Origin of the sequence: Pantoea sp. DY-15, assembly GCF_019795935.1 — a bacterium.
GTDB lineage: Bacteria > Pseudomonadota > Gammaproteobacteria > Enterobacterales > Enterobacteriaceae > Pantoea > Pantoea leporis.
The window spans coordinates 296973-311262 of record NZ_JAIMIF010000005.1; the positions used below are offsets into that span (position 1 = coordinate 296973).

The following is a 14290-nucleotide window of genomic DNA, read 5'->3' on the forward strand; positions in this document are numbered from 1 at the left end:
CGCAAAACCCGCTTATAACATTTCCGGCATAAGATATAAGAAATCCATTGGTCAAAAGCTGAGCGCGATTATTGACTCTGTTTTAGGGCAAGAGGATTATGCGAAGCCTTAGCTCTTACTATGTGATTTATTGATTATTAACCGTTAACTATGTGTTATCAGGATAATGGAAATGCATAGTCACTAACGCGCTTTGGTGGTTTCGTCCGCACCCTGGCCGCCGCTTATTTCTGGGAAAACATGTATGACTTATGCCGCCGATGGCCTTGCCGCGCTGGAAGCTCAGCTTCAGCAGGATCTGGAATATCTTGAACTGCCCGCTAAATCCTGGGTGCCCGAGCGCACGCAGGATGGCGCACCCGTGCGTGACGTGGTGGTGATCGGCGCGGGCATGTGCGGGCTGGCGGCGGTGGCGAAATTGCAGTTCAGCGGCATCAGCAATGTGGTGGCGTATGACGCCGCACCCGCCGGGCTGGAAGGTCCGTGGGTGACCTTTGCGCGCATGGAAACGCTGCGTTCACCGAAATCCCTGCACGGCCCGGCGCTCGGTATGGCGCAACTGACGTTCCGCGCGTGGTTCACCGCGCAGTGGGGCAAAGAAGCCTGGCAAGCGCTGGATAAAATTCCCAAAGCGCAGTGGATGGATTACCTGATTTGGTATCGCAAGGTGCTGAATCTGCCGGTGCGCAACAAAGTGCGCGTCACCCATATTGGCTTTGCTGGCGATCTGATTGCGCTCGATGTTAGCGGTGCCGAAACCGGCCGCATTTACACGCGCCGTTTGGTGCTGGCCACCGGACGTTCTGGTCTTGGCGGCTTCGCCGTGCCGGAATTCCTGCAAGGTATTAGCCGCCAGTTCTGGGCGCACTCCGCCGACGACATTGATTTCTCAGCCCTAAAAAGCAAACGCATCGCGGTGATTGGCGCAGGTGCATCGTCAATGGATAATGCCGCCACCGCGCTGGAAAACGGCGCGGGCGCGGTGGATCTGCTGATTCGTCGTAAGCAGATGCCGCGCATCAACAAAATGACCGGCATTGGCAGTCAGGGCGTGGTGCACGGCATGCATCAGCTGCCGGACGCGTGGAAGTGGAAGTTTGTCGATTACACCGCCACCACGCAAACGCCGCCGCCGCGCTCATCGACGCTGCGCGTATCGCGTCATGCCAATGCTCGCTTCTTGCTTGATTGCGGCATCAAAGCGGTCAAGCAAGAGGTCAATGGGCTGCTGATCGAAACCACGCAAGGCGCGCTGCGCTACGACTACCTCATTGCGGCTACCGGCTTTAGTAACGATTTCCACGACCGCCCGGAGTTTGCCGCGCTCGCGCCACATATCCGCAGCTGGCGCGACGGACGTTATCAGCCCGAAATGGGCGCGCCGCGAGCCAATCTGCTGGAAGCGCCGGATCTCGGCCCCGCCTTTGAATTCCGCGAACTGACACCAGGCGCATGCCCGCTGTTGGCGCACATTCACTGCTTCAACGATGCCGCGATGCTGACGCACGGCAAAGTCTCCGGCGATATCCCGGCGGTGAGCGCCGGTGCCGATCGTCTGGTGCGCGGCATTACCGCTTCGCTGTTTGCCGAAGACGTCGAGCAGCATTACGCCAACTTACAGGCTTTTGACACCCCTGAATTGCAGGGCGATGAATGGGTGGATTCTACGCCCTTACTCAACCAGGAGAACGCGCAGTGAGTGACGCAATTGATCGCGCAGTCGGCTTAAACGCTGAAGATGCGCTGTACGGCACGCGCCGCCTGCGCCCGGAATTTGTTGACGGCGCGGAGCAGTGCCGCATCTCGGTGCTGGCACCCAACGACGATCAGGGTTTAGCGCCGGATGTACGTTTAGCGCTGGCTCAGCGCATGGCGCAGCTGAATAACGATGTCGCGCTGCAACAGGATTATCAGACGCAGCTGGCGGCGTTGCAGCCGTCAGAGGCGCTGCTGGCGCTGGCGGCAGGCGCCACCGATCTGCCAGAACCGCTGGCGACCATCGCGCGCCACGCCGATCTCATTACCCGGCAGCCAATGCACGCCACCGAGCAGCACATTCGCCTGCTGGAGCAGGCCGGATTGACTCATCCACAGATTGTGGCGCTCTCCGAGCTGATTGCTTTTATTAACTTCCAGACGCGCGTCGCGGCCGGATTACGCTTGTTGAGGTCTGCATGATTCCGTCGGTTAATCTCAAGCCGCTGCACTGGCATCCGTATATCGCGCCGGTTGAGGTAGAAGAGGCCACGTCCGCGCAGCTCGATGCGATGAAAGTGACGCCATCCAACAAGAAAATCTCCGAATATGTGCGCACGTTAGCGCACGATCCCGACAGCTACGTGGCGCGTACCGTGCTGTTCAACGCCATTATGTATGTCGATGGCGGGCTGGATCGCGCGGATCGTGAACTCGGCGCGCTGGGCGCGTCGATCGTCAACGGCTGCAAATATTGCGCGGTGGTGCATGCGCGTCGCCATGCGCAGCTGGCCGAAAGTGATGCGGTGGTGAGCGCCATCTATTTTGATCGTGCGGATGTGCTCGGCGAGCGTGATGCGGCGATCTATCGTTTTGCCCGTCGCCTGTCGGTGACGCCGTCAGAAGCCAGCGCCGAAGATATGGCGGCACTGCGCGCGGTCGGCATGAACGATCAGGAGATTATCGATCTGATCCACGCCATCGCCATTTTTGGCTGGGCCAACCGTCTGATGCATGTGCTTGGCCATGCTGACCTGAACAAATAAGGGCTGCTGCATGTTAGAACTCAACGATATTAAGCTCTCTTACGGCAGCACGCCGATCCTGAAAGGTGTCGATCTGTCGGTGAAACGCGGCGATGTGGTGTCGATCATCGGGCCAAGCGGCACCGGCAAAACCACGCTGCTGCGCTGCATTAACTATCTGGCGAAACCGGCGTCGGGCACCATTCAGCTCGATCAGATCCGCATGGATTATCAGTCACCGGATAAAGCGGCGATCCAGGCGATCCGCCTGCGCACCGCGATGGTGTTCCAGCAGTTCAACGTGTTCAAAAACATGACGGTGCTGGAAAACGTGATGGATCCGCTGATCGTCATTCAACGCAAAAGCAAACAGCAAGCGCGCGATATCGCCGTGCAGGAGCTGGAGCGCGTCGGATTGGGCGCCAAACTCGATCACTATCCGTCGCAGCTTTCCGGCGGTCAGCTGCAGCGTACCGGCATCGCGCGCGCGCTGGCGGTGCGTCCTGATGTGATGTTGTTTGATGAACCGACCTCATCGCTCGATCCGGAGCTGGTGGGCGAGGTGCTGAAAGTGATTAAAGATGTGGCGTCCTCCGGCATTACCTCGCTGCTGGTGACGCACGAAATGCAGTTCGCCAAAAGTATCTCGAACCGCATCGTCTTTATGGATCAGGGCGTGGTGGCCGCGCAGGGCAGCCCGACTGAGATGTTTGATAATCCAACCCTGCCGCGACTTGCTCAGTTCCTCAATTCAGAACGCGTATTCTAATAATTAAAGGAATCAACGACATGCCTGCAATCAAAACCACTTTACGTCGCCTGGCTGCGCCTGGCATCATCGCGCTGGCACTCATCAGCGGTAACAGCTTCGCCGACGCGGTGCGCACTATCAAAATCGCCACTGCGGCGGAGTCTAAACCGCTGTCGTGGGGCGCGATTGGTCACGAGCCGCAGGGCTACGAGCCGGACGTGCTGAAAGCCATCAACGCTAAACTGCCGCAGTACAAATTTGTGATGGAAGGTGCGGCGGATATCGCCCAGGAAACCGGCCTCGCCACCGGCAAATATGACATGGCGACCGGCGGTTATTACAAAGCGCCAACGCGCAGCAAACAGTTCCTGATTCCGGATGCACCGATCGGTGCCAGCCTGATGAAAATCTACAGCCGCAGCGATAGCACCATCAACAGCATGAAAGATCTGGTCGGCAAGAAGATTGTGCCGGTTACCGCAGGCGGCGGCGTTTACAAATTTGTGACGCAGTGGCAGCAGGACAACCCGAACGACAAAGTTGAGATCAAAGCTTCGAGCGCAGGCGTGCCTTATCCGGATCGTCTGAAAGAGGTGCAGCGTGGCAAATATGATGCGCTGATCCTGCCTTCGAACCTCGGCGAGCAAACGGTGATCGACAACCAGAAACTGGCGATCAAAGCCAGCGAGCCGGTTGCCATTAACAACACTTACGTGCTGATTCACCGTTCAGCCGAGAACCAGGCGCTGAACGATGACATCAACAAAACGCTGCAGCAGCTGAAAGCGGACGGCACGCTGGATAAGCTGGCGCAGAAGTGGTTTGGCGAAGACGTCACGAAGTACATGAAGTAAGAGATTCACCGTGCTCGATGATGCGTTGAAAAGGGCGGGCCGAAGGCCGCCCCTACGCCGCATTCACCGGCTCTTTTTTAGCAGGAGTGTTTCACTGTGAATCTGACTTCGATGATTCCCGAGCTGCTCTCGGCGCTGCCGTTGACGCTTGGCATAATGTTTGTCGCGATGATCGTCGGGTTCTTCCTGGCGCTGATCGCCACCGTGTTCCGCGTGCGCCGCATCCCGGTTATCAGCCAGTTTGTGGATTTGTACGTCTCATACGCGCGCAGCGTGCCGGTGGTGCTGCAGCTGTTTGTCGCGTTTTATGGCTTGCCGCTGGTGGCCGAGCAGTTTGGCTTCAGCGATTTTGTCACCGCCAACATCGCGGCGATGATTGGCCTGAGCCTGTATCACGGCGGTTATCTGTCGGAAGTGATGCGCCCGGCGTTTCTCGCCGTGGAGAGCGGCCAGCATGACGCCGCCGACAGCATGGGCTACAGCTTCCGCCAGAAAATGCTGCGTATTGTCGGTCCGCAAGCGGTGCACTATGCGCTGCCGGGTTACGGCAATGCGATTATCTATCTGATTCATAACGTGGCGCTGGTGATGTACATCGGTGCGGCGGATGTGATGGCGACTGCGCATCTGATCATGGAACGCGACTACAACCAATATCAGTTCGGCACTTATCTGGTGCTGGCGGTGCTCTATTCGCTGCTGTGCGGCGTGGCCTGGTTGATTATCCGTTTCTTCGAACAACGTCACGCGAAGTACAGCTCGAAAACTGCTGCACGCGTCAAATTCACCAGCGTCTGATAAGGGAGAGAAACCATGTTTGATCTTGAGGTTTTACTGCCGGACTTCTGGAGCATTCTCGATGCGGTGCCGGTGACGCTGCTGATGGCGGTGACGGTGTTTATCTGTTCAACGCTGCTCGGCGGGCTGTTTGCCTTTATTGAACATCGCCGCATTCCGGTGCTGCGTCAGTTGGTGATCGCGTACAAAATTGCCTTCAAAGGCGTGCCGATGGTGGTGGTGATTTTCCTCGCCTATTACGGTTTGCCGCCGGCGCTGGATTTCGTTGCCACGCTGATTGGCGTGAAAGTGAATGCGCACTCGCTGCCGAACTGGGTGATCATCATCGTTGCCCTAAGCGCCTGTGTTGCAGCGTTTCAGGCGGAAGTGTGGAAGGGCGCGCTCAACTCCTTTGATAGCGGACAATCGGATGCGGCGCTGTCGCTCGGTTACAGCGGCGGCCAGCTGTTCCGCCGCGTGATGTTCCCGCAGATTATCGTGGCGGCGATTCCCGATCTGGCCAACGCCTTTATGGTGATCATGAAAGCGCTGTCGCTGGCGTTTGCCATCGAAGTGGTGGATATCTTCGCCCAGGCGCAACTGACCGCGGCGCTGAATTTCTACTACCTCGAAGCCTTCCTGGTGGCGGTGGTGTTTTACATGGTGATTGCCTATGTGGTGACCAAGATCGCCGATAAGATTGAGGCGAGATTGCGGGTACGGACCTGACCAAATTCGCGCGATAAATCGCGCCGCTACGATCAAGTGCGCCCAACCGTAGCGGCGCACTTTGTTGTGCAAAGAAGCCATCGCCGAATCACTTTCATTCTGCAAGTTACTTGCAAAATGAAAGTCACTCTGCAACAGTATCCGCCATCAAACCGATGTGGGATAGCCTACCTTGAAAAACCAACCGCTCTACAACATGCCTTGTCCCATCGCGCGCAGCCTTGGGCGCATTGGCGATGGCTGGAGCATACTGATTATGCGCGATGCGCTGGCCGGTTTTACGCGCTTCGATGAGTTCCAGAAAAGCAGCGGTGTAGCGCCCAACATATTGTCGCGGCGGCTGAAAGAGCTGGTGGACGATGGCTTGCTGGAGAAGGTGTGTTACAGCACCAGCCCGGCGCGCTTCGAATATCACCTGACGGCCGTCGGTCGCGATTTTCGCGGCGTAATTCTGGCGCTCACCGAGTGGGGCAGCACGCATTTCTCGCCGGAAGGTCGCCAGATGCAGCTGGTGGAAAGCGCTACGCAGCGTCCGGTGAAGATGCAGCTGGTCGATAGCGAAAACGGCCAGCCGCTGACGCTGGATAACTATCAGATGGTGCCCGGCCCGGCAGCGGAGCCGATGATGCACTATCGCCATGATTATCTGCAGAAAAAACGCGCTGGAGATAACACCCAGAAATTTGCGCCGCCGCCGCTGCACCAGCCGCAGTCATAACGCTAACGCGCAAGTAAGCATCCGCAGATTAAGGAATGAAAAATGAAACGAATTGTCATTACCGGCATGGGGCTGGTATCGCCGCTGGGCTGCGGCACGGAAGCGGTTTGGCAGTCGCTGCTGGCGGGAAAATCGGGCATCAGCGCCTTGCCGCCGGAGATGGTGCAGGATATCACCTGCAAAGTGGCGGGACAGGTGCCGACGCTGGAGCAGGATCCCCAGCACGGTTTTAATCCCGACGGCATTATCGCCGCCAAAGATCGCAAGAAAATGGATCGCTTTATCGAGTTCGCGCTGGTGGCGGCGCATGAAGCGCTGACGCAGGCCAGCTGGTTCCCGCAGGACAGTGCGCAACAGCAGCGCACCGCCACGGTGATCGCCACCGGCATCGGCGGCTTTAACGAAATCGCCAACGCGGTTGAAACCACCGCCGAGCGTGGGCCGCGTCGCTTGTCGCCGTTTACCATTCCTTCGTTTCTCGCCAATCTGGCTGCCGGACACGTTTCGATTGCACATGGTTTTCGTGGGCCAATTGGCGCGCCGGTGACGGCGTGCGCGGCGGGTGCCCAGGCGATTGGCGATGCAGCACGGCTAATTCGCAGCGGCGAAGCGGATATTGCGCTGTGCGGCGGCACCGAAGCGGCGATCCATCGCGTGAGCCTGGCCGGATTTGCCGCAGCGAAAGCGATGTCGGGTGGCTTTAACGATCGTCCAGAGCAGGCTTCGCGTCCGTTTGATCGCGACCGCGACGGTTTTGTGATGGGCGAGGGCGCGGGATTGCTGGTGATTGAATCGCTGGAACATGCGCAGGCGCGCGGCGCGACACCGCTGGCGGAGCTGGTGGGTTACGGCACCAGCGCAGATGCTTACCATCTCACTGCCGGTCCGGAAAATGGTGAAGGGGCACGCCGGGCAATGGAAACCGCGCTGGCGCAGGCGGGCATAACGGCGAGCGAGGTGCAGCATATCAATGCACATGCTACGTCGACGCCGGTCGGCGACAAGGGCGAACTGGCAGCAATTAGCTCGCTGTTCGCTGGCAGCGAGGTAGCGATCACCTCCACTAAATCGGCCACCGGACATCTGCTCGGTGCGGCGGGCGGTGTGGAAGCGATCTTCTCGATTCTGGCGCTGCGCGATCAGGTTGCTCCGCCGACGCTCAATCTGCAGCATCCGGATGAAGCGGCTGTTGGGCTGAATCTGGTGGCACTCAAGCCACAGCCGACGGCAATGACCTATGCGCTTTCCAACGGTTTTGGCTTTGGCGGCGTGAATGCCAGTTTGTTGTTTAAAGCCTGGCAATAGGTTTCCTATAATGGACCGACGATAGCGCGCAGGAATCGCCCCTTTGAGCACTGAAATTGCAACCCAGCAGCTGGCGGAAGAGCTCCGTAAGATGGTCAGTCATTTGGTACGTAACGTCCGCGTCAGCACCGCGACCGTGCGCACCTCGCAATATGAAACCTTAGATCTGCTCGACAGCCATGACGCGCTTTCTATCGCCGATCTCGCGCGGCTGCGCGGCGTGAAACATCAAAGTATGCGTTTGGTGGTAAATGAGCTGGAGGCGCAAGGTTTGGTGCTGCGGCAAAAAAGCGCGCAGGACGCACGGGCGCAGGTGATCGTGCTGAGCGATCAGGCACGCGCTGCGTTGGCGGCCGCACGTCAACAGCGTGCCGAGTGGATTGCTGCGCGCATCGATGCAACGCTCGACCAGCAGGATCGCGACGATCTGCAAAAAGGGCTGGCTGCATTACGCAAACTGCTTTAGCTGCGTCATTACTGCCGCCAGCGTGTTCATGCCCCAATGCTCCGCGTATTTTCCCTTTTCAATTCGCACCATATCGATCACCGCGATCGTTACCGCTAAACCGGTGGGCGCGATGCCCATCAGCGATCCGCTGTGGACGCCGGTTATGATTTTGCGCGTGGTGACCCAATCGCGCTCGGCGATTTGATCTTCAATGTGCACCTGAAGATGGGGGAAAGCGGGGCGCAGGATCTGATCGAAGGTGTGCCAAAGACTTTCGCGATCGCTGGGCGCGCCAGCTGGCGCTGATCGGTTAATGAAGTTTTCGCCGACAAGTTGATTGAAAGCCTGACGATCGCCTTCGGCAATCACCTGCTGATTGAAACGACGTACAACGGCTTTGTTTTGTTCTGACATGGTGAGTCTCCGCTGAATATGTACAGTTTAACTGTATATATTTAACGGCAAGTTGGGATGGAGAGTTTGCCAGGTTGTGCGGTGAGATTAACGTGAAAAGGTCGCCATGAATGGCGACCTTACGACGGCGCAATGTGCGCATTTATGCGCACTGCGTAAAACTCAGCGCTTACCCAGCGCTTCCCACAATCCCAGCAGATAGGTGGTGCCCAGCGCGCGATCGTACAAGCCGTAGCCTGGACGGCCGGTTTCGCCCCAGATAAAGCGGCCGTGATCAGAACGGATGTAGCCATCGAAACCGTTGTCATGCATCGACTGCAGCACTTTATACATATCCAGCGAACCGTATTCGGTTGGGTGTGCGCACTCGTAGAAATCTTTATCCTGAATGATCTTGATGTTACGCACATGCGCGAACGGGATGCGTTTGCGGCGCGAGAACTCGGCCAGAATGGCGTACACATCATTATTCGGATCTTCGGCAATCGATCCGGTACACAGCGTGATGCCGTTAGCCTCGGAATCGACCACGTTACAGATCCAGTCGAGATCGTCGCGGTTCTTCACCACGCGCGGCAGGCCGAAGATCGAATACGGTGGATCGTCCGGATGAATCGCCATCTTGACGCCCACTTCTTCACACACCGGGATCACCGCTTTCAGGAAGTAAGCGAGGTTTTCACGCAGTTTCGCGTCATCAACATCTTTGTATTGGGCAAACAGATCCTGCACTTTTGCCAGACGTTCCGGTTCCCAGCCCGGCAGGGCGAAACCATTGGCGTTGCCCAGCACTTCCTGCACCACCTCGTCGAGGCTCTTATCAATGCCTTTCTTCTCAAACGCCATGGTGAGCGAGCCGTCTGGCAGCACGTAGTTCATGTCGGTCTTCATCCAGTCGAACACCGGCATGAAGTTGTAGCAAATCACCTTCACGCCGACCTCGGCCAGGTTGCGGATGCTCTGCTTATAATTTTCGATATAGCGATCGCGGCTCGGCAGACCGATTTTGATGTCATCGTGAATGTTGACGCTTTCGATCACTTCCACGGTTAGCCCGGCGGCATGAACCTGCTCAACCAGCGCGTTAATCTTCTCTTTCGGCCATGTTTCGCCCACCGGTACGTCGTACAGCGCGCCCACAACGCCGCGCACGCCCGGCACCTGACGAATATATTCCAGCGAAACTTTATCTTCTTTCGGACCAAACCAACGCATTGTCAGTTGCATAATGTCATCCACCGTTATCGTGTCTGTGATAACTGATAAACTACCATTCTAGTAAACATCATGACAGCGCGGTGCGGTGAATAAGCCTTGATCCGCGTCACAGAACACAATTTTTGCATTAGTGATGCAGCACAATTTCACTGAAATGCTCTTTGTATTTAAATAATTCCAAATCAGATCGCAGACCCAATTTGCGCAGCGCAGTCTGTTTTTGCCCGCTGATGGTTTTACGGCTTCGTGCATACTTGCCTGCGATCTGCGTGATGCTCAACCCATCCAGATAGCAGCGGATCACTTCGATCTCACGTGGGCTCAGCTCACGCATTAACGACGTAATGTCATCACACATCTCGCGCGGTAGCAGATAATCGTGCATCTCCTTATCGCTCTCTTTGAACTTATCCATCTCTAGCAGCATGTCTGCGGTGAGGAAACGTTTGTTGCGGCATACCTGATGCAGCGCTTTGATCAGCACTTCCTGATCTTCGCTTTTACCGACAAAACCATGCACGCCGGCTTTCAACAATAGCTGCACAATCGCCGGTTTTTCGACGGCGGAGGAGACGAGAATTTTAAGCTGCGGATAGCGCATTCGTAGCTGCTTCACCATCTGCAAGCCATCCAGCTCATCATCGCCAAGGATATAATCCAGCACTAACACGTCGACGGCATTGCGCTGCAGGAAAGTCATCAACTGCTGGCGCTGTGCGAAAGTGCCAACCAACTCCAGCTCGGGCTCTTGCGCTAATCGATACTGTATCGCTTTGCCAATAAGTGGGTGATCATCTAATACGGCAACTTGCCAAATGGTGCTATCTTTCATGGGTTTACCTCATCAATGGGGTGTTTTCGAGTGCGTTTTGGAACAGCTTTTCCAACTCAGCGACAGCAGCGATCACGGCTGGCAATTGCTGCTCTAAGCATGCTCCATCTTGTTGTTCTGCTGCTTGTTCCGCCGCAAGACAACTGCGTTGCAGTGCATCGGCGTGCAGCAATTTTGCGCTGCCAAGCAGTTGATGTGCCGCGTGGCGCGCGCTGGCGAAATTCATCTCCTCAACGGCCTGCTGCAGCTGTGCGAGATCGCGCGCGTTTTGCTGCTGGGCTGTTGTCACCAGATCGTGCCAGGCTTGCGGATCGTTGGCTGCCAGGTTTTCCAGTGTGAGTAAGGCGTCAGAACGTATCTGGCTGGTCGGCGCACCGGTTACCACTTTAAGCAGCTGCGTGCGCTCCAGTGGTTTAAACAGACAACCATTCATGCCCGCCTGCGTCGCAAGTTGTGCGACACGCTCTTCCGCCATCGCCGTCAGGCCGTAGATCGGCACCGCGCGGCGATTGAGTAATTTCTCTTCGATGCGCAACTGGCGGGTAAATTCGAAACCATCCATGCCAGGCATATTGCAATCGGTAATCACGCGATCAATCTCATGTTCACGCCACAGCGCCAGCGCCGCTTCGCCGCCTTCCGCAACCAGCACATGATGTCCGGCGTAGCGCAACTGTTGTGCCAGCAACAGACGATTGGTGGCGTTATCGTCAACAATCAGCATACGTAACGAAATCTGCGCCAGTGCTTCCAGCGGTGGATGTTCGCTTTCTGCTTCAAACGCAGTGGCAGGTTGGGCGGTAAAGCGCAGCATAAATACGCTTCCGACATCGGGCTCGCTCTCAACGTGCAGTTCAGTTTCCAGCATCACCGCCAGGCGACGACAAATATTGAGACCCAGCCCAGTGCCGCTAACACGATTGGTGTTTTGTTCAACCTGAATAAAGGGCTCAAATATCGCTTTTTGCTGTTCGGGCGTCAGGCCAATGCCGCTGTCACACACTTCCAGCACGTATTCGGGTTTGCTGGTATTTGCCTGATACAGCGCCACCTCAATTTCACCCTGCGCGGTAAACTTAATGGCGTTACTCACCAAATTGGCGAGAATTTGCTTCAACGCCACCGGATCAAACAGCACGCAGTCCTGATCGATATCCAGCATGACATTGAGCGACAACCCTTTATTTAGTGCTACCTGACGGAATAGCGCTTCGGTGTCATAAACCACATCGCTCAGTGACATCGGCATGTGGCGAATGCTGAAATGACCGGATTCGATTTTCGCCAGGTCGAGAATATCGCCGACCAGCGAGAGCAGTGAACGGGAGGATTCCCACGCCAGATCGATATTCTTCTGACGCTGAGATTCGTCGCTTTGACCTAAATGCTCAATTTCCAAAAGCCCAATCAGCGCCGCCAGCGGCGTGCGGATTTCGTGGCTCATATGCGAAAGGAAAGTGCTTTTTGCCTCGCTGGAGCGCAGTGCGGCACGTTTTGCTTTGCGTACATCTTCCAGCAACGTTTCGATGGTGTGCAGCTGGTTGCTCATTTCGCGCTCATGCTGGCGCTGCTTCGCCAGCGACGATTTCAGCAAGTGGTTGCGCCACAGGAAAAACAGCAGGCAAATGCCGGCCACCGCAGCAATACGCAGCACGTAACTGCGATAGCTCTGCCAGGACGTACTGGTGGCGGGAGGCGTGTACTTGATCCAACGTTCCATTAGCGATTGCATGGTCGGCTGTGGAATATCGTACAGCGCTTTATTTAGGATTGAGAGCAAATGCTCATCCGTTGCGTTGGTCGCCATAGCCATACGGAACATCGGCAATGGCGCAACGAACGCCACTTTAAAGCGGTCATTAAAGTGGTTATTCAGCAAATATTGCGCTGATTCGTAGGGCACGATAAAGCCGTCAACCTGCTTCTCCTGGAGCTGTCCGAGGGAGTCGAGCGAAACGGCATTTTCATTAAAATCGATGGTTGGCCAGCGGCGACGCAGATCAAAGCGATAATAAGAACGCTCGTAGATGCCGATGCGTTTCCCTGCCATTTCCTCGAAACTGCGCCAGTTACTGTCGCTGCGGGTCATCACCACCCAAGGCGAATAAATGTACGAACGTGTGTACTTGATGTGTTTACTCTGCTGTGAAGCCGCATCACTCACCACGATGAGTGCATCTCGCTGGTTCACCAGAGCATCGCGCATATTGCTCAAGCCACGCATGGGATTGTAATGAAAACGAATACCGGTGCGTTGCGAGATGAGATTTAACAAATCAACGCTTAATCCGGCAACACGCTGTTTGCCATCCAGGAAGGTGAAAGGTAGATGTGCAGGATCGTAATTCACCGTGATATCGCGGTGACCAGCCAGCCATTTAGCCTCAGCTTCGCTAAGGTCCAATGGATGATTCTTCACCACCGACCGGTAATCAAGCCCCCATGCTTCGGCAATTTGTACGGCGTTACGTAGCGGGATATTTTTAAGGATTTCATTAATGGCGGTGATCAGCGAATCATTGTCCGCGCGGGTGGCAAAGCGCGCATCCACATCATTCATGTAAGTCGTGCTATGCCCTTCAATAATGTTCTGCAAGCCGCGCTGCGACAAATAGCGTTGCGTGGCAGAGTTGCTCCAGAACACCGTGTCCTCATTGAAAGCGGTGTCAGTATAGGCCCAGAGTGGCGGTGTGGCGGGCGCTAAAGTCGCTTCGGGATAGCGTTTATGGAGCAGCGCTTTGAGTTCGTCGTCACCGTAGTACATCAGGCGATAGCGGCTGTCATTTAGCTGACGATCAAATTTTGCCTGGCGGCGGCTAATCAACACGCTTTGCGCCAGCGAATAGGGAATACTCAGTGCCAGTTTGGTTTCGTGATTAGCAGCCTGCGGGTAGTAAGGAATTAAATCGACTTGATTGTTATTGAGCGCGTTCACCAGATCGAGACGGGTGTTATAGCGTTTAACTTCGACCGGGCGGTTCAGCGTTTTCGCGATGATGGCCAGATAGTCGGCGGACAGACCTTCAAAGGTCTCTTCTTCAAATTCAACCGAATAGGGCGGTAACGTGTGGCTCCATATACCGACGCGCAGCACGGGATGACGTTTTAGCCACTGCTGGCTCTCTTCATTCAGCGTCACTTCAGGGGAAACCAGACCATAACGCGGCGTGAAATTTAAAGGGGAGGCACTCCAGGCGGAGAAACAGAAGCCCATAAGGAAGATCATGTTTAGAATGCGTTTACCCACGAACCCGTTCTCAATTTTAATCCTGCATCTTGCACTGCGACGCGGCGGTGCAACCTACTGGCACGCCTTTGCTGCGCCAGGTGACAACTCACAGCGGCACGAACCTAAACAGTAATTAAATAGCAACTAAGGAATTTCTTATAAATAGCGACTGTACTTACTAAAGACGGGCACTTAAGTAAGTTTAGTCGGCTGTTTTGACAGGAAACTTTCGACGTTACTCCTGAAGTTTCTCCAATTTGCCGCTGCTAATCGGCTTTTCATTGGTTTTATTTAC

14 protein-coding genes are annotated in these 14290 nt (G+C 55.7%); 10 read left to right on the top strand and 4 right to left on the bottom strand.

Annotation, left to right across the window (positions count from 1 at the left end; genetic code table 11):
- The first annotated feature begins 244 nt into the window (after window positions 1-244).
- The 10 genes from K5Y32_RS19180 (at window position 245) to K5Y32_RS19225 (ending at window position 8320) form a co-directional block, all read left to right on the top strand.
- Entirely contained in the window at window positions 245-1699 is a 1455-nt protein-coding gene (locus tag K5Y32_RS19180; RefSeq protein WP_222185483.1) for an NAD(P)-binding domain-containing protein, read from the top strand.
- Entirely contained in the window at window positions 1696-2178 is a 483-nt protein-coding gene (locus K5Y32_RS19185) for a hypothetical protein (RefSeq protein WP_222185484.1), read from the top strand. The genes K5Y32_RS19180 and K5Y32_RS19185 overlap by 4 nt, the downstream gene beginning before the upstream one ends.
- Window positions 2175-2741, top strand: coding sequence for a peroxidase-related enzyme (locus K5Y32_RS19190; protein ID WP_222185485.1), 567 nt, complete (start codon window positions 2175-2177; stop codon window positions 2739-2741). Before K5Y32_RS19185 ends, K5Y32_RS19190 begins: the two co-directional genes overlap by 4 nt.
- 10 nt (window positions 2742-2751) lie before the next feature.
- The gene (locus K5Y32_RS19195; RefSeq protein WP_154155227.1) at window positions 2752-3489 is read left to right on the top strand and encodes an amino acid ABC transporter ATP-binding protein; all 738 of its coding nucleotides are present in this window, start codon (window positions 2752-2754) and stop codon (window positions 3487-3489) included.
- 20 nt (window positions 3490-3509) lie between these two features.
- Window positions 3510-4325: a transporter substrate-binding domain-containing protein gene (locus tag K5Y32_RS19200; protein ID WP_101761871.1), complete on the top strand. Its 816-nt coding sequence runs from the start codon at window positions 3510-3512 to the stop codon at window positions 4323-4325.
- Window positions 4326-4436: 111 nt separating this feature from the next.
- Window positions 4437-5123, top strand: coding sequence for an amino acid ABC transporter permease (locus K5Y32_RS19205; RefSeq protein ID WP_154155525.1), 687 nt, complete (start codon window positions 4437-4439; stop codon window positions 5121-5123).
- A 15-nt stretch (window positions 5124-5138) separates the two neighbouring features.
- Complete coding sequence (locus K5Y32_RS19210) at window positions 5139-5831, top strand: amino acid ABC transporter permease (RefSeq protein WP_192412085.1); 693 nt, start codon at window positions 5139-5141, stop codon at window positions 5829-5831.
- Window positions 5832-6003: 172 nt separating this feature from the next.
- Window positions 6004-6549 carry a helix-turn-helix domain-containing protein gene (locus K5Y32_RS19215; protein WP_222185486.1) on the top strand — a complete coding sequence of 182 codons (546 nt, stop codon included), beginning with the start codon at window positions 6004-6006 and terminating at the stop codon, window positions 6547-6549.
- A gap of 42 nt (window positions 6550-6591) precedes the next feature.
- On the top strand, window positions 6592-7854 hold the full coding sequence (gene fabF / locus K5Y32_RS19220; RefSeq protein WP_222185487.1) for a beta-ketoacyl-ACP synthase II: 1263 nt from the start codon (window positions 6592-6594) through the stop codon (window positions 7852-7854).
- Between the two features lie 43 nt (window positions 7855-7897).
- Window positions 7898-8320, top strand: coding sequence for a MarR family winged helix-turn-helix transcriptional regulator (locus K5Y32_RS19225; RefSeq protein ID WP_222185488.1), 423 nt, complete (start codon window positions 7898-7900; stop codon window positions 8318-8320).
- On the opposite strand, the gene K5Y32_RS19230 is transcribed toward K5Y32_RS19225, so the two are convergent.
- From K5Y32_RS19230 to K5Y32_RS19245, 4 genes are all read right to left on the bottom strand, one after another.
- The gene (locus K5Y32_RS19230; protein WP_222185489.1) at window positions 8303-8716 is read right to left on the bottom strand and encodes an ester cyclase; all 414 of its coding nucleotides are present in this window, start codon (window positions 8714-8716) and stop codon (window positions 8303-8305) included. The two genes, K5Y32_RS19225 and K5Y32_RS19230, sit on opposite strands and share 18 nt — an antisense overlap.
- 162 nt (window positions 8717-8878) lie before the next feature.
- A complete protein-coding gene (gene uxuA / locus K5Y32_RS19235; RefSeq protein ID WP_222185490.1) occupies window positions 8879-9943 on the bottom strand; it encodes a mannonate dehydratase in 1065 nt (354 codons plus the stop codon).
- 118 nt (window positions 9944-10061) lie between these two features.
- Window positions 10062-10766: a response regulator transcription factor gene (locus tag K5Y32_RS19240; RefSeq protein ID WP_222185491.1), complete on the bottom strand. Its 705-nt coding sequence runs from the start codon at window positions 10764-10766 to the stop codon at window positions 10062-10064.
- A 4-nt stretch (window positions 10767-10770) separates the two neighbouring features.
- On the bottom strand, window positions 10771-14013 hold the full coding sequence (locus K5Y32_RS19245) for a transporter substrate-binding domain-containing protein (protein WP_222185492.1): 3243 nt from the start codon (window positions 14011-14013) through the stop codon (window positions 10771-10773).
- Between the last annotated feature and the right edge of the window lie 277 nt (window positions 14014-14290).

Bases quoted from the DNA above. Each gene is read 5' to 3' on its own strand.
- K5Y32_RS19240 (WP_222185491.1), bottom strand. From the start codon at position 10,766: ATGAAAGATAGCACCATTTGGCAAGTTGCCGTATTAGATGATCACCCA.
- uxuA (WP_222185490.1), bottom strand. From the start codon at position 9,943: ATGCAACTGACAATGCGTTGGTTTGGTCCGAAAGAAGATAAAGTTTCG.
- fabF (WP_222185487.1), top strand. From the start codon at position 6,592: ATGAAACGAATTGTCATTACCGGCATGGGGCTGGTATCGCCGCTGGGC.
- K5Y32_RS19195 (WP_154155227.1), top strand. From the start codon at position 2,752: ATGTTAGAACTCAACGATATTAAGCTCTCTTACGGCAGCACGCCGATC.
- K5Y32_RS19180 (WP_222185483.1), top strand. From the start codon at position 245: ATGACTTATGCCGCCGATGGCCTTGCCGCGCTGGAAGCTCAGCTTCAG.
- K5Y32_RS19200 (WP_101761871.1), top strand. From the start codon at position 3,510: ATGCCTGCAATCAAAACCACTTTACGTCGCCTGGCTGCGCCTGGCATC.
- K5Y32_RS19190 (WP_222185485.1), top strand. From the start codon at position 2,175: ATGATTCCGTCGGTTAATCTCAAGCCGCTGCACTGGCATCCGTATATC.
- K5Y32_RS19230 (WP_222185489.1), bottom strand. From the start codon at position 8,716: ATGTCAGAACAAAACAAAGCCGTTGTACGTCGTTTCAATCAGCAGGTG.
- K5Y32_RS19210 (WP_192412085.1), top strand. From the start codon at position 5,139: ATGTTTGATCTTGAGGTTTTACTGCCGGACTTCTGGAGCATTCTCGAT.
- K5Y32_RS19205 (WP_154155525.1), top strand. From the start codon at position 4,437: ATGATTCCCGAGCTGCTCTCGGCGCTGCCGTTGACGCTTGGCATAATG.